Annotated in this window: 9 protein-coding genes; 2 read left to right on the top strand and 7 right to left on the bottom strand. The window is 73.1% G+C overall.

The window, feature by feature from the left end; genetic code table 11:
* Positions 1 to 7 precede the first annotated feature (7 nt).
* Both ACFVXH_RS24725 and acnA read right to left on the bottom strand, forming a co-directional pair.
* The gene (locus ACFVXH_RS24725) at positions 8 to 1315 is read right to left on the bottom strand and encodes a glycoside hydrolase family 18 protein (protein ID WP_049648976.1); all 1308 of its coding nucleotides are present in this window, start codon (positions 1313 to 1315) and stop codon (positions 8 to 10) included.
* Positions 1316 to 1506: 191 nt separating this feature from the next.
* The gene (acnA, locus tag ACFVXH_RS24730) at positions 1507 to 4152 is read right to left on the bottom strand and encodes an aconitate hydratase AcnA (RefSeq protein WP_049648977.1); all 2646 of its coding nucleotides are present in this window, start codon (positions 4150 to 4152) and stop codon (positions 1507 to 1509) included.
* Between the two features lie 573 nt (positions 4153 to 4725).
* On the opposite strand from acnA, the gene ACFVXH_RS24735 reads away from it, so the two are divergent.
* Entirely contained in the window at positions 4726 to 5259 is a 534-nt protein-coding gene (locus tag ACFVXH_RS24735) for a superoxide dismutase family protein (RefSeq protein ID WP_387827202.1), read from the top strand.
* A gap of 54 nt (positions 5260 to 5313) precedes the next feature.
* Here ACFVXH_RS24735 and argF read toward each other — a convergent pair whose 3' ends face one another.
* The 3 genes from argF to ACFVXH_RS24750 form a co-directional block, all read right to left on the bottom strand.
* Positions 5314 to 6315 (bottom strand): ornithine carbamoyltransferase, encoded by a 1002-nt coding sequence (argF, locus tag ACFVXH_RS24740; protein WP_049648979.1) that lies wholly within the window; start codon positions 6313 to 6315, stop codon positions 5314 to 5316.
* Between the two features lie 174 nt (positions 6316 to 6489).
* Positions 6490 to 9195, bottom strand: a complete 2706-nt coding sequence (locus ACFVXH_RS24745; protein ID WP_387827206.1) for a polynucleotide kinase-phosphatase — start codon at positions 9193 to 9195, stop codon at positions 6490 to 6492.
* The gene (locus tag ACFVXH_RS24750) at positions 9192 to 10793 is read right to left on the bottom strand and encodes a 3' terminal RNA ribose 2'-O-methyltransferase Hen1 (RefSeq protein ID WP_387827209.1); all 1602 of its coding nucleotides are present in this window, start codon (positions 10791 to 10793) and stop codon (positions 9192 to 9194) included. Before ACFVXH_RS24750 ends, ACFVXH_RS24745 begins: the two co-directional genes overlap by 4 nt.
* 141 nt (positions 10794 to 10934) lie before the next feature.
* Here ACFVXH_RS24750 and dapD point away from each other — a divergent pair, with 141 nt between their 5' ends.
* Positions 10935 to 11939 carry a 2,3,4,5-tetrahydropyridine-2,6-dicarboxylate N-succinyltransferase gene (gene dapD, locus ACFVXH_RS24755; protein WP_049648981.1) on the top strand — a complete coding sequence of 335 codons (1005 nt, stop codon included), beginning with the start codon at positions 10935 to 10937 and terminating at the stop codon, positions 11937 to 11939.
* A gap of 167 nt (positions 11940 to 12106) precedes the next feature.
* On the opposite strand, the gene ACFVXH_RS24760 is transcribed toward dapD, so the two are convergent.
* Positions 12107 to 12406: a DUF6087 family protein gene (locus tag ACFVXH_RS24760; protein ID WP_063780004.1), complete on the bottom strand. Its 300-nt coding sequence runs from the start codon at positions 12404 to 12406 to the stop codon at positions 12107 to 12109.
* Positions 12407 to 12555: 149 nt separating this feature from the next.
* Positions 12556 to 14712 carry an RNA polymerase recycling motor ATPase HelR gene (gene helR / locus ACFVXH_RS24765; RefSeq protein ID WP_387827214.1) on the bottom strand — a complete coding sequence of 719 codons (2157 nt, stop codon included), beginning with the start codon at positions 14710 to 14712 and terminating at the stop codon, positions 12556 to 12558.
* Positions 14713 to 14835 lie beyond the last annotated feature (123 nt).

A 14835-nucleotide genomic window follows, 5' to 3' on the forward strand; every position in this document is an offset into this window, starting at 1 on the left:
GGAGCGGTCAGTCGCGGCTCAGGCCGCGGTCCAGCGCGGCGATCGCGCTGCCCTGGGCGTCGTCGCCGTCCAGCGACCAGACCATCACCCCGGCCAGGTCGTTCCAGCGCGTGTACCGCGCCTTCTGGGTGAGCACCTCGGCGGTGTCGTAGCTGTAGAACGTGGTGCCGTCGTACTTCCAGGACGCGCCGTGGTCGCGGTCCAGGTAGACCTTGCCCGGCAGCGCGTTGATCTCCTGGTACGAGTGGTCGGGCGCGGACGCGGTGGCGCTCTGGAAGAGCCCGCCGCGCTTGCCGGGGGCGACGCCGGTCCAGCCGTGGCCGTACAGCGGGGCGCCGAGGACCAGCTGCTCGGCGGGCAGGCCGCGCTCCTGGTAGTGGTCGGCGGCCTGGTCGGCACTGCGCCGGCGCGGGTCCGGGTCGGCCGGGTCGGAGTACAGCGGGGCCTGGTGGTTGGCCGGGCCCTTGCCCTCCCACGGTCCGTGCAGGTCGTAGGTCATCAGGTTCAGCCAGTCCACCGACTCGCTCAGCTGCGGCAGTTCGAGCCGGTCGGCGACCGTCTCGTTGGCGGCCACGGCGGCGGTCAGCAGGTACTTCTTGCCCTTCCGGCCGCTCAGCGCGTCCAGCTGGTCGCGGAACTCCTGCATCAGCAGCGTGAAGTTGTGCCCGTCCTCGGGGCGGACCACGTTGCCCGCGTCCCCGCCGCCGCCCGGGTACTCCCAGTCGATGTCGATGCCGTCGAAGACGCCCGCGGCGGCGCCCTTGCCGCCCTCCGGGGAGTCCGCCAGGACCGGCAGGTCGCCCTTGACGTAGAGGTCGATGCAGGAGGAGACGAACTTCTTGCGGGCCTCGTCGGTGGCGGCCGCGTCGGAGAAGTACTTGGACCAGGACCAGCCGCCCAGCGAGATGACCGTGCGCAGCTGGGGGTTCTTCGCCTTGAGCTTGCGCAGCTGGTTGAGGTGGCCCTTCAGCTTCTGGCCCGGGGCGTCGGCCACGCCGTCCACCGACTCGGCGGCGGAGAAGGAGCGCTGGTAGTCGTTGCGGGCGTCGCCCTGGCCGGCCTCGTTGCTCTCGAAGCAGGTGCCCTCGGCGGAGACGTTGCCGAAGGCGTAGTTGATGACGGTGAGCCTGGCCGCCTGGCCGGACTCCTGGACCCTCTTCGCGGAGCTGTCGGCGCCCCACTGGGTGAAGTAGCCGACCCGTTGGCCCTTCAGCTTCGGGCCGTGCCGTCCGTCGGCGGCGTTGGCGGTGGCGGGGGCGGCGAGCAGCGCGGCGACGGTGGCGGCGGCGAGCAGGGCTGAGGCGCGAGTGGGCATACCGGACCTGTTCTCTGAAGCGGCGTCAAATGGTCTGGACCAGATGGCACAGAGGTTTAGTCCATCCGCCGTTCACCGCACAAGGGGGCGGCCGCAACCGGCGCAGTATGCAAAAAGCTGGTGCGAGAAGCCGTCGCAAAAAGAGGAGGCCGGACCGCGGGATGCGGTCCGGCCTCCTCAGAGGCTCATGCTCAGCCGATCAGCGAGCGCAGCACGTACTGCAGGATGCCGCCGTTGCGGTAGTAGTCCGCCTCACCGGGGGTGTCGATGCGGACGACCGCGTCGAACTCCTTGTCACCGGCCTTGACCTTGACGGTCTTCGGGGTGCGGCCCTCGTTGAGCTCGGTCACGCCGGTGAAGGAGAAGGTCTCCTCGCCGGTCAGGCCGAGGGACTCGGCGTTCTCGCCCTCCGGGAACTGCAGCGGCAGGACGCCCATGCCGATCAGGTTCGAGCGGTGGATGCGCTCGTACGACTCGGCGATGACGGCCTTGACGCCCAGCAGCGCGGTGCCCTTGGCGGCCCAGTCGCGGGACGAACCGGAGCCGTACTCCTTGCCGGCCAGGACGACCAGCGGGACGCCGGCGGCCTGGTAGTTCTGCGAGGCGTCGTAGATGAACGACACCGGCGCGTCGGCCTGGGTGAAGTCGCGGGTGTAGCCGCCCTCGGTGCCCGGCGCGATCTGGTTGCGCAGGCGGATGTTGGCGAAGGTGCCGCGGATCATCACCTCGTGGTTGCCACGACGGGAACCGTAGGAGTTGAAGTCGCGCTTCTCGACACCGTTGGCGGTCAGGTACTGCGCCGCCGGGGTGCCCGGCTTGATGTTGCCGGCCGGGGAGATGTGGTCGGTGGTGACCGAGTCGCCCAGCTTGGCCAGGACGCGGGCGCCGGCGATGTCGGTCACCGGGCTCGGGGTCTTGGCCATGCCCTCGAAGTACGGGGGCTTGCGGACGTAGGTGGACTCGGCGTCCCACTCGAAGGTGTTGCCGGTCGGGACCGGGAGCGACTGCCAGCGGTGGTCGCCGGCGAAGACGTCCTGGTAGCCCTTGTCGAACATGGCCTCGTCGATGGAGCCGGCGACGGTGTCGGCGACCTCCTGCTCCGACGGCCAGATGTCGGCGAGGAACACGTCGTTGCCGTCGGCGTCCTGGCCCAGGGCGTCCCGGGTGATGTCGATGTTCATGTTGCCGGCGAGGGCGTAGGCGACCACCAGCGGCGGGGAGGCCAGGTAGTTCATCTTGACGTCCGGGTTGATCCGGCCCTCGAAGTTGCGGTTGCCGGAGAGCACCGAGACGACCGCGAGGTCGGCCTCGTTGACGGCGGCCGAGACCTCCTCGGGCAGCGGGCCCGAGTTGCCGATGCAGGTGACGCAGCCGTAGCCGACCAGGTTGAAGCCCAGCTTCTCCATGTACGGGAGCAGGCCGGCCTTCTCGTAGTAGTCCATGACGACCTTGGAGCCCGGCGCCAGGGTGGTCTTGACCCAGGGCTTGACGTGCAGGCCCTTCTCCACGGCCTTCTTCGCCAGCAGGGCGGCGCCCAGCATGACGGAGGGGTTGGAGGTGTTGGTGCAGGAGGTGATCGAGGCGATCACGACCGCGCCGTTGTCGATCTCGTAGGACGAGCCGTCGGGGGCGGTGACGGCGGTCGGCTTCGAGGCCTCGGCGGAGTAGGTCGGCAGCGCCTCGGCGAACCGCTCGGCGGCCTCGGCCAGGATCACGCGGTCCTGCGGGCGCTTCGGGCCGGAGATCGACGGGACGACGGTGGAGACGTCCAGCTCGAGGTACTCGGAGTAGACCGGCTCGTGCGACGGGTTGTGCCAGAGACCCTGCTCCTTGGCGTACGCCTCGACCAGGGCGAGCTGCTGCTCGTCGCGGCCGGTGAGCTTCAGGTAGTTGATGGTCTCGGCGTCGATCGGGAAGATCGCGCAGGTCGAGCCGAACTCCGGCGACATGTTGCCGATGGTGGCGCGGTTGGCCAGCGGGATGGAGCCGATGCCGTCGCCGTAGAACTCGACGAACTTGCCGACCACACCGTGCTTGCGCAGCATCTCGGTGATGGTGAGCACCAGGTCGGTGGCGGTGGTGCCGGCCGGCAGCTCGCCGGTCAGCTTGAAGCCGACGACGCGCGGGATCAGCATGGAGACCGGCTGGCCGAGCATCGCGGCCTCGGCCTCGATGCCGCCGACGCCCCAGCCCAGCACGCCCAGGCCGTTGACCATGGTGGTGTGCGAGTCGGTGCCGACGCAGGTGTCCGGGTAGGCCTGGCCGCCGCGGACCATGACGGTGCGGGCCAGGTGCTCGATGTTCACCTGGTGGACGATGCCGGTGCCCGGCGGGACGACCTTGAACTCGTCGAAGGCGGTCTGGCCCCAGCGCAGGAACTGGTAGCGCTCCTTGTTGCGGCCGTACTCGATCTCGACGTTCTGGGTGAACGCGTCCTTGGTGCCGAACTTGTCGGCGATGACCGAGTGGTCGATGACCAGCTCGGCCGGGGCCAGCGGGTTGATCTTGGCCGGGTCGCCGCCCAGCTCCTTGACGGCCTCACGCATGGTGGCGAGGTCGACCACGCACGGCACACCGGTGAAGTCCTGCATGATCACGCGGGCCGGGGTGAACTGGATCTCCTGGCTCGGCTGGGCGTTCTCGTCCCAGTTGCCGAGGGCGCGGATGTGGTCGGCGGTGATGTTCGCGCCGTCCTCCGTGCGGAGCAGGTTCTCCAGCAGCACCTTGAGGCTGTACGGCAGCCGAGCGGAACCCTCGACGGCGGAGAGCTTGAAGATCTCGTACGACTCGTCGCCCACCTGCAGCGAGCTGCGGGCGTCGAAGCTGTTCGCGGACACGACTGACTCCTTCTGGGTGCTTCGTGCGGTATCCGGCCGTCACGCGGTGGTAAGGTCAGCCTTACTTAGGCTTGCCTTGCCCGCATCGCCGGCGAGCGCCTCTCGGCAAGTATCTTGATGTCGAGATATATCCTAGGCGGCAGTTATCTCGATGTCGAGATAAACCATAGTGCATGCCTCGGCACACCGATCGTCCGGGCCGCACCGCTCGCGCTCCGGCCTCTTCGGCCGGACCGCACCGGCCACGACGGCGGCCGCCGCCAGCGGCACCACCACTAGCTCACCACCGGAACCGCCGGTCGGCGAGGGGGCGGCGTCGGCCGGCGGGGCCGTCCGCACTCTTTCCCCTCTGTTCGCGCCCGGTTCGCCCCCGGACCCGGTTCACCCCCGCGCCCGGGCCCGGGCGGGTGTGGCGGCTCGCCCGCACGGGGTCCGGTCGGGGTCCGGCGCGGGGTCTGGCGCGGGCCGTCCGCCTGACGTACCGGGGTCCCGGGAGCCCGGAGCGGTGTCCTCCGGGCCGGGGCGCCGTTAGCAGGGGGACCCCCGTCGCCCCGCCCCCGGAAGGCCCGACCGATGACCGCTCCGCTCGCCGCCGCCCTGCTGCCGCTGGCCCTGCTCACCCCCGCCGCCTCACCGGTCTCGGTCGTCGAGGCCGACTTCGACCCGGCCACCGCCTTCGTCCCCCCGGCGGCGATCAGCTACGCGAGCGACCTGGTGCCGTACGGCGCCCACGTCCGCATCGTCACCGACCGCTCGGCACCCGGGCGGACGGTGCTCACCCTGAAGGCCTCCGGGCTCGCCCCCGACCACGAGTTCCCCGCACACCTGCACACCGGCCGCTGCGGGGCCGACCCTGCCTCCTCGGGGCCGCACTACCAGGACGAGGTCGACCCGGTGCAGCCGTCCACCGACCCGGCGTACGCCAACGAGCGCAACGAGCTGCGGCTGGCGCTGCGCACCGACGGGCGGGGCCGGGGCAGCGCCACCACCGTGGTGGGCTGGCAGCCGCGACCGGGCGAGGCGCGCTCGCTGGTGCTGCACGCGGGCACCCCGGCCGGCCCGCACGCGGCGGGCGACCGGGTGGCCTGCGTCAGGCTGGACGGCTGAGCCGCGCGGCCGCCGGGGCGGGCGCCCAGGAGCGGGCACTCAGGAGCCGGTGCTTCAGGAGCCGAGGGTGGCGACCAGCACCGCCTTGATGGTGTGCAGCCGGTTCTCGGCCTGGTCGAACACGATGGAGTGGGCCGACTCGAACAGCTCGTCGGTGCACTCCAGCTCGGTCATGCCGGTCGCCTCGTGCATCTGCCGCCCGACCGCCGTGCCGAGGTCGTGGAAGGCCGGCAGGCAGTGCAGGAACTTCACGTCCGGGTTGCCGGTGGCCCGGACGGTGTCCATGGAGACCTGGTACGGCTTGAGCAGCTCGATCCGCTCGGCCCAGACCTCCTTGGGCTCGCCCATCGAGACCCAGACGTCGGTGTAGAGGAAGTCGGCGCCGGCCACGCCCTCGGCCACGTCCTCGGTCAGGGTGATCCGGGCGCCGGTCGTCCCGGCCAGGGCCTTCGCCGACTCCTGCACCTCCTCGGTCGGCCAGAGCGCGCGCGGGGCGACGATCCGGATGTCCATGCCGAGCAGGGCGCCGGTGATCAGCAGCGAGTTGCCCATGTTGGAGCGGGCGTCGCCGAGGTAGGCGAGCGCGACCTCCGGCAGCGGCTTGGCGGTGTGCTCGGTGACGGTGAGCACGTCGGCCAGCATCTGGGTGGGGTGCCATTCGTCGGTCAGGCCGTTCCAGACCGGGACGCCGGCGAACTCGGCCAGCTCCTCGACGATCTCCTGGCCGTGGCCGCGGTACTCGATGCCGTCGAACATCCGGCCGAGCACCCGGGCGGTGTCCTTGACGGACTCCTTGTGGCCGATCTGCGAGCCCGCCGGGTCCAGGTAGGTGGTGGTGGCGCCCTGGTCGTGGGCGGCGACCTCGAAGGCGCAGCGGGTGCGGGTGGAGGTCTTCTCGAAGATCAGCGCGATGTTCTTGCCGCGCAGCCGGGGCTGCTCGGTGCCCGCGTACTTCGCCGCCTTGAGCGTGGCGGCGAGGTCCACCAGGAAGCGGAACTCCTGGGGCGTGAAGTCGAGCTCCTTGAGGAAGTGCCTGTTCCGGAGGTTGAAGGCCATGCCGGGCTCCTGGGGTGACGGGACTGACGGACTGCGGAAAGCGGCAAGTCTATACGATACTCGGAATTTATATACGGAGGCTGGGCGGAGGAGGGGGCCCACGGGGGCTCCGTCGGTTCCGTGGGCCCCCTACTCGTGGGCTCCGTAGGCTCCCCTCCTCTGCCTCCGCCGCCGTCACAGCCGCGGGTCGACCGGCTCCGACTCCAGCGCGAGCACCGCGAAGACCGGCTCGTGCACCCGCCACAGCGGCTCCCCCGCCGCCAGCCGGTCCAGCGCCTCCAGGCCCAGCGCGTACTCGCGCAGCGCCAGCGAGCGCTTGTGGCCCAGCGCGCGCAGGCGCAGCCGGTCGAGGTGCTCGGTGTAGTCCGGTCCGTAGACGATCCGCAGGTACTCCCGGCCGCGCACCTTCACCCCGGGCTGCACCAGGCCGCCCGGCCGGCCCTTGCCGCGCGCCGTGCGCACCGGCGAGACCAGCGGCTTCACCACCATGCCCTCGCCGCCCGCCTCGGTCAGCTCCTCCCACCAGGCGGTGGCGGCGGCCATCGAGGCCTCGTCCTCGGTGTCCACCAGGATCCGACGGGTGCGCTGGAGCAGGGGCCCCTCGCGGCGCTCCGGCTCCTCCGTGCCGGTCCCCTCGGCCGGGCCGGCGGTGTCGATCCCGTCGGCCTCGTCGATCCCGTCGGTCTCGTCGGCGGCGGCCAGGCGGTCGATCCAGGCCAGGTGTTCGTCGTGCGGGCGCACCGCGAGGTTCGCCCCCTCGGCCGCGAGCAGCTGGAACGGCGCGAGCCGGATGCCCGACAGGCCCTCGGTCGGCCAGCAGTAGCGCCGGTACGCCTCGGTGAACGCCCGCGCGTCGGCCGCGCGCTGCCGCTGGCGGTCGGTCAGCCGGGCCAGGTCCAGGCCGCGCCCGGCCGCCCGCTCCAGCGCGGACAGCACCTCCGGCAGGGCGGCGCCCGCCGCCGCGCCGACCGCCGCGTACTGGCGGCGCAGCAGCTCCACCGCCTTCAGCGACCAGGGCATCAGCTCGGCGTCCAGCAGCAGCCAGTCGGTGGCCAGCTCCTCGAACAGCCCGGCGCGCTCGGCGGCCGCCCGGACCCGGTCGAGCACGGCGCCGGTCAGCTCCTCGTCGGAGAGGAAGGCGCGGCCGGTCCGGGTCCAGATCGCGCCGGGGCCGGCCACGCCGAAGCGGCGCTCCAGCGCGGCCCCGTCCCGGGCCACCAGCAGCACCGCGCGCGAGCCCATGTGCTTCTCCTCGCAGACCAGGTGCCGCACGCCGTCCGCCCGGTAGCCGAGGAAGGCCTCCTCCGGGTGCTCCAGGTAGCCGTCCCGGCGGGACGTGGCGCTCGGTGCCATGGTCGGCGGCAGGTAGGCGAGCAGCCGCGGGTCCAGCGCGAAGCGGCTCATCACCTCCAGCGCGGCGGCCGCGTTCTCCTCCCGGACGGCCACCCGCCCGTGCAGCCCGGTCTCGACGGTCCGGCGCCCGGCCACGTCGCCGAGGTCCAGCGGACGGCCCTCGCGGGCGCCCGGCGCGTCGGTGATCAGCGGGCGCACCGGGGCGTACCACTCGCGCTCGGCCTCGACGCCCACCAGCTCTCGCTCCGGATAGCGCAGCGCGGTCAGGCTGCCGCCGAAGACGCAGCCGGTGTCCAGGCAGACGGTGTTGTTGACGAAGCTCGCGGCCGGCACCGGGGTGTGGCCGTAGACCACCAGCGCCCGGCCCCGGTACTCCTCCGCCCACGGGTAGCGCACCGGCAGCCCGTACTCGTCGGTCTCGCCGGTGGTCTCCCCGTACAGCGCGTGCGAGCGGACCCGGCCGGAGTTGCGGCCGTGGTACCGCTCCGGCAGGCCGGCGTGGCAGACCACCAGGGCGCCGCCGTCCAGCAGGTAGTGGCTGACCAGGCCGCGCATGAACGCGCGGACCTCGGCCCGGAACTCCTCGCTCTCCCCCGCCAGCTGGTCCAGCGACTCCTGGAGGCCGTAGGCGACGTTGACCTTCTTGCCGTCCATCGCCCGGCCGAGCTTGTTCTCGTGGTTGCCCGGCACGCAGAGCGCGTGGCCGGCCGCCACCATGCCCATCACCAGGCGCAGCACGCCCGGGGTGTCGGGGCCGCGGTCGACCAGGTCGCCGACGAAGACGGCGGTGCGGCCCGCCGGGTGCACGGCGTCCACCGGGCGGCCCCCGGCGTCCCGGGTCAGGGTGTAGCCGAGCCGGGTCAGCAGGGTCTCCAGCTCGGAGCGGCAGCCGTGGATGTCGCCGACGATGTCGAACGGGCCGGTGAGGTGGCGCAGGTCGTTGTAGCGCTTCTCCAGCTCGATCCCGGCGGCCGCCACCTCGGCCTCACCGCGCAGGACGTGCACCTTGCGGAAGCCCTCGCGCTCCAGCCCCCGGAGGGAGCGGCGCAGCTCCCGGTGCTGGCGGGGGACCACGTGGGCCGGCAGCTGCCGGTCCGGGCGGGAGCGGTTGCGCTCGGCGCACACCCCCGGCGGGACGTCCAGGACGATCGCGATCGGCAGCACGTCGTGCTCGCGGGCGATCTCGACCAGCCGGCGGCGGGCCTCGGGCTGGACGTTGGTGGCGTCCACGACGGTCAGCCGGCCGGCCGCCAGGCGCTTGCCGACGATGTAGTACAGGACGTCGAAGGCCTCGGCGGAGGCGGACTGGTCGTTCTCGTCGTCGGCGACCAGGCCGCGGCAGAAGTCGGAGGAGACCACCTGGGTGGGCAGGAAGTGGCGGCGGGCGAAGGTGGACTTGCCCGCGCCGCTGGTGCCGACCAGGACGACGAGGGAGACGTCGGTGACGGGGAGGCGGCGGGAGGCGGTGCTCTCCGCGCGGTCCTGGTCCCGGCTCTCGCCGGGGGTGTCGGTCGGGTCATCGGTCATCGGGGCTCGCCTCCTTCGGGCGTCGCGGTCGTGATGGGCACGGTGGTCGCGGTGGGTGCCGCGGCCGTGGTGGATCCCGGGGTCGTGGTGGATCCCTGGGTCGTGGTGGTCGCGGGCGTCGGCGTCGTGGTGAACAGGGCCAGCTGGGTCGGGGCGCCGACCTCCTCGTCCTCCGGGCCGACCGGGCGCAGCTCCACGGTGTAGCCGTACGCGGCCGCGACCTTCCCGGCCCAGGCCCGGAACTCGGCCCGGGACCACTCGAAGCGGTGGTCGGCGTGCCGGACGGCGCCCGCCGGCAGGCTCTCCCAGCGGACGTTGTACTCGGCGTTCGGCGTGGTGACCACGACCGCCCTCGGCCGGGCGGCGCCGAACACCGCGTACTCCAGCGCGGGCAGCCGCGGCAGGTCCAGGTGCTCGATCACCTCGCACAGCACCGCCGCGTCGAAGCCCTTGAGTCGGGCGTCGGTGTAGGTGAGCGCTCCCTGCGCCAGCGTCACCCGGGCCGCCTGACGCTCCGGCATCCGCTCCAGGCCCAGCCTGCGCCCCGCCGACCGCAGCGCCCGGGCGGAGACGTCCACGCCGAGGATTCCGGTGAACCGGGCGTCCTTGAGCAGTTCGCCGATCAACTCGCCCTGGCCGCAGCCGAGATCGGCGACGCGGGCGGCACCGGTCTCGCGCAGAGCGGCGAGGATCGCGGTGCGGCGCTGCTCGGCGAGCGAGGGCTGCCGGGGCTCCGGATCGTCCCGCGCCTCCTCCTCGGACCGGTCGTCGACCGCATTGTCGATCTCCTCGACCTCGCGGTCGTCGGCCTCCGCCAGCCGGGCCAGCTCCAGGCGCTCCATCGCGGCGCGGGTCAGCGACCAGCGCCGGGCCAGGTAGCGGCGGGTGATCAGGGCGCGCTCGGGGTGGGCCGCCAGCCAGCCCTGACCGGCCGCGAGCAGCTTGTCCACCTCGTCCGGGGCGACCCAGTAGTGCTTGGCGCCGTCCAGCACCGGCAGCAGCACGTACAGCTGCTGGAGCGCGTCGGCGAGCCGGACCGTCCCGGAGGAGAGGGCGATCCGGACGTAGCGGGACTCGCCCCACTCGGGGAACGACTCGTCCAGCGGGACCGCCGTCGCCTCGACCCGCCAGCCCAGCGGCTCGAACAGCCGGACCACCAGGGCCGGGCCGCCGCCCCCGCCCGCACCGTTCGCGGGCACGGCGGGCAGCTCGATCCGCAGCGGGCGGGCCCGCCCGGGCAGTTCGGGCCGGGCCGGGCAGTCGCCCTTCATCGCGGACCGGAACACCGTCCGCAGCGCCACCGCGAGCAGCGAGGAGGCGGCGTACGGGCGGTCGTTGACGTACTGGGCGAGCGCGAAGTCGGGCGAGCCGCCGCGCCCCCTGCCATCGCCCCGGCCCTTGCGGACCAGCGCGATCGGGTCGACGTCCAGCAGCAGCGCCGCCGTGCAGACCTCGTCCCCCGCCTCGGGGTAGAAGACGTGGGCCTCACCGTGCGACGTGGTGAACCGCTGGACCTTGTCGGGGTGCTTGTGCAGCAGGAACCCGAGGTCCGTGGCCGGGTCCTCGGCGCTGCCGGTGGTGGAGATCGACATGAACACCCGCTGAAGTATTGCCCAGCGCCCGAACGCCGGGCACCGGGTTTTCCCGCCCCGCGGGCCGCCGACCGGCGCCTTCGCCGGGCGCGTCCGCCCGGTGGGCGTGTTCGGCACCGGGGCCCCGCATTGGTTAACGTGCACGGTGTGACTGCTGAATCCACCTCGCTCGAATCCACCTCCCCGGCGAACGGCGCCGTGGCCACCGGTCTGGCCACCATCGCCGCCGACGGCACCGTCCTCGACACCTGGTTCCCCGCCCCCGTGCTGGCCGCCGAGCCCGGCCCGGCCGGCACCGTCCGTCTGACCGCCGAGCAGGCCGAGGCCGAGCTCGGCGCCGGCGCGGCCGAGGCGCTGCGCGTCGACGCCCGCCGCGGCGTCGAGGTGGTCGCCGTGCGCACCACCATCGCCTCGCTGGACGAGAAGCCGCTCGACACCCACGACGTGTACCTGCGCCTGCACCTGCTCAGCCACCGCCTGGTCAAGCCGCACGGCCAGAACCTGGACGGCGTCTTCGGCCTGCTGGCCAACGTCGCCTGGACCAGCATCGGCCCCGTCCCGGTGGACAAGGTCGAGCAGGCCCGGCTCGCCGTGCGCGCCCAGGGCGGCCAGCTGGCCGTCTACGGGATCGACAAGTTCCCGCGGATGACCGACTACGTCGCCCCGACCGGTGTGCGCATCGCCCACGCCGACCGCGTCCGGCTCGGCGCCCACCTGGCCGTCGGCACCACCGTGATGCACGAGGGCTTCGTCAACTTCAACGCCGGCACGCTGGGCACCTCCATGGTCGAGGGCCGGATCAGCGCGGGCGTCGTCGTCGGCGACCACAGCGACATCGGCGGCGGCGCCTCGATCATGGGCACCCTGTCCGGCGGCGGCAAGCAGGTCGTCTCGGTCGGCGAGCGCTGCCTGCTCGGCGCCAACGCGGGCATCGGCATCTCGCTCGGCAGCGACTGCGTGGTCGAGGCCGGCCTGTACGTGACCGCCGGCACCCGGGTCACCACCCCGGACGGCACGGTGGCCAAGGCCGTCGAGCTGTCCGGCCAGGACAACCTGCTGTTCCGTCGCAACTCGCAGAGCGGCGCGGTCGAGGTCATCGCCCGCTCCGGCTCCTGGGGCGGCCTGAACGCCGACCTGCACGCCCACAACTGACCTTCGGTCGAAGGCTGTTGGGGTCCGGCGCCCGGGTGGCGCCGGACCCCGCCCGCTTCTCGGGGGCCGGTTACGGCCCGGCGTCCCGTTACGGCCCGGGGTCCGGTTACAGCCCGGGGTCCCGTTACGGCCCGGCGTCCGGGCCGAGGCCCGGGCCCGCGCGGGCTTCAGGGCTTGCGGTGGCGCCCCGGTGCCTTCCCCGGCCGCCGCGCCTGGCGCCCGGGCCGCGGCGCTCCCGCGCCCTCGGCCCCGTACAGGATCCGCTGGGCGGTGGCGTAGTCCTCGGCCACCGTCTCCGGCAGCCACTGGTAGCCGTCCCAGCGCACGATCAGCCTCGGTTCGCCCGGCAGCACATGGGCGCCCCGCTGCCGCCCGACCGTGAGCCGTACGACCCGCAACTGCCCGACCGGCCGCAGCCGTTGCTCCCGCCTGGCCGCCCACGACGCCAGCGGTTCCTCCTCGTCCATCGCCCCAGTCTGGCCTCCCGACGCCGTCACCCGACACCTGCGTCACCCGACCGGGCGACGCGCGTTCCAGCCCCTCCGCTCCCTCCGTCCGCACCCCGTTCCCTTCTCCGTCTCTTCGCCGTCTCTTCCGAGGCTTGACGCTTGACGCTTCACACGCTCCTGAGGACCACCAGCCGCTGGGTGGCCCTGGTCATCGCGACGTAGCGGTCGACCGCCCCCTCGACGCCCCCGCCGAACGCCTCCGGGTCGACCAGCACGACCAGGTCGAACTCCAGCCCCTTGGACAGCTCCGGGGTCAGCGACCGGACCCGCGGCCGCGCCTCGAAGTCGGGGGCACCGATCACGCAGGCGACCCCCTCGGCGTGCTCGGCGAGCCAGCCGTCCAGGACGGCGTCCAGCTCCGCCACCGACCCGTGCACAACGGGGATGCCGCTGCTGCGGACGGAGGTCGGCACGTTGGCGTCCGGCAGCGCGGCCCGGATCGCGGGCTCGGCCTCGGCCATGACCTCCTCCGGCGTCCGGTAGTTGATGCTCAGCGAGGCCACCGTGCTCCGGTCGAGCCCGATCCGTTCCAGCCGCTCCTGCCAGGACTCCGTGAACCCGTGCCTGGCCTGCGCCCGGTCCCCGACGATGGTGAAGCTCCGGGACGGGCAGCGCAGCAGCAGCATCTGCCACTCCGCGTCGGTCAGCTCCTGGGCCTCGTCCACCACGATGTGCGCGAACGGCCCGGCGAGCGGCTCCGGGTCGGCGCCGGGCAGGGCCGTCTCGTCGACCAGGGTGTCCTGGAGGTCGCGCCCGCGCAGCATCGTCACCGCGCCCTCGCCGTCGTCGTCGGCCTGCAGCAGGTCGCCGATGACGTCGGCCATCCGCGCGCGCTCGGCGGCGGCCGCGGCCTCCCGACGGCGCCGGCGCCGGTCCGCCTCCGGATCGCCGAGCCGCTGCCGGGCCGCGTCCAGCAGCGGCAGGTCGGACACCGTCCAGGCCTGGGGCGCGTCCTTGCGCTGGAGCCTGCGGACCTCCTCGGGGGCGAGCCAGGGCGCGCACATCCGCAGGTAGGCGGGCACCGACCAGAGGTCGCCGACCAGGTCGGCCGCGTCGATCAGCGGCCAGGCCCGGTTGAGCGTCTCGGCCAGCTCCCGGTCCTGCCGCAGCGACCGGCCGAACAGCTCGGGCGAGGCCCCCGCGTCCTCGTCCAGCTTGTCCATCAGGATCGTGGCCAGCTCCTCCCAGATCTGCTCGCGGGCCTCGTTGTGCGGGGTGCCCGGGTCCGGCGCGTCGAACGCGTCGGACCAGTCCTCGGCGCTCAGCCAGAGGTCGGCCCAGTGGGTGGTGACCTCCATCCCCTCGGCGGGCGGCTCCTCGTAGAACCGGACGGCCTTCTCGATCGCCCCCACCATGTCGGCCGAGGACTTCAGGCGGGCCGTCTCGGGGTCGCTCTCGGGCCCGGCCTTCGCCCCCTCTGCGACGAGGTCCCGCACGGTGCAGGTGCGCACCCCCTCCTCGCCGAGGCTGGGCAGGACGTCGGCGACGTAGGCCAGGTAGGGCTGGTGCGGGCCGACGAACAGCACGCCGCCGCGCCGGTGGCCGAGCCGGGGGTCGGAGTAGAGCAGGTACGCGGAGCGGTGCAGCGCGACGACCGTCTTCCCGGTGCCCGGGCCGCCGTCCACCACCAGGGCGCCCCGGGACCCCGCCCGGATGATCGCGTCCTGGTCGGCCTGGATGGTGGCCAGCACGTCCCGCATCCGGGCCGACCGGTTGCCGCCCAGGCTCGCGATGAACGCGGACTGGTCGTCCAGCGCGGCGTGCCCCTCCAGGGCCTCGGCGCTGAACACCTCGTCCCAGTAGTCGCCGATCCGGCCGCCGGTCCAGCGGTACCGGCGCCGGCTCACCAGGCCCATCGGGTCGGCGTGGGTGGCCCCGAAGAACGGCTCGGCCGCGGGCGAGCGCCAGTCGACCAGCAGTCGGCGCCCCCCACTGTCGGTGAGGCCGAGCCGCCCGATGTACACCGGCTCCGGGTCGTCCGCGTGGACGACCCGCCCGAGGCACAGGTCCAGGCCGAAGCGGCGCAGGGCGCGCAGCCGACCGGTCAGCTTGTGCACCTCGATGTCCCGGTCCATCGCCTCCCGGCCGAGGCCGCCCGGCGCGCGGCGCAGCGCGTCGAGGCGGTCGGACAGCTCCGCGATCGACTGCTCCAGGCTCTCCGCGACGGCCGCGAAGTGCCGCTCGTCCTCACCGATCAGCGCCGGGTCGGCCTTGGCGACGAGGCGGGCGGGCAGGTCGAACGCGCTGGTGGTGCGGCTGTTCATGGCATCAGCTCCGATCTGAGGCCTGCGATTGTGCGCCACCACGGGGGCCTTGCCGCAAGACCCCCCATGCGCTATACGTTGAGAGTGGCAAGGGGTGGGTTCTCCCCCGGCCAGTCTCCGGTT

The organism is Kitasatospora sp. NPDC058184 (assembly GCF_042883725.1).
In the GTDB taxonomy this organism is placed as follows: domain Bacteria; phylum Actinomycetota; class Actinomycetes; order Streptomycetales; family Streptomycetaceae; genus Kitasatospora.

What these genes read in the sequence shown, in the direction of transcription:
- ACFVXH_RS24725 (WP_049648976.1), bottom strand. Translation starts at nt 1,315, where the DNA reads ATGCCCACTCGCGCCTCAGCCCTGCTCGCCGCCGCCACCGTCGCCGCG.
- ACFVXH_RS24735 (WP_387827202.1), top strand. Translation starts at nt 4,726, where the DNA reads ATGACCGCTCCGCTCGCCGCCGCCCTGCTGCCGCTGGCCCTGCTCACC.
- argF (WP_049648979.1), bottom strand. Translation starts at nt 6,315, where the DNA reads ATGGCCTTCAACCTCCGGAACAGGCACTTCCTCAAGGAGCTCGACTTC.
- ACFVXH_RS24745 (WP_387827206.1), bottom strand. Translation starts at nt 9,195, where the DNA reads ATGACCGATGACCCGACCGACACCCCCGGCGAGAGCCGGGACCAGGAC.
- ACFVXH_RS24760 (WP_063780004.1), bottom strand. Translation starts at nt 12,406, where the DNA reads ATGGACGAGGAGGAACCGCTGGCGTCGTGGGCGGCCAGGCGGGAGCAA.
- helR (WP_387827214.1), bottom strand. Translation starts at nt 14,712, where the DNA reads ATGAACAGCCGCACCACCAGCGCGTTCGACCTGCCCGCCCGCCTCGTC.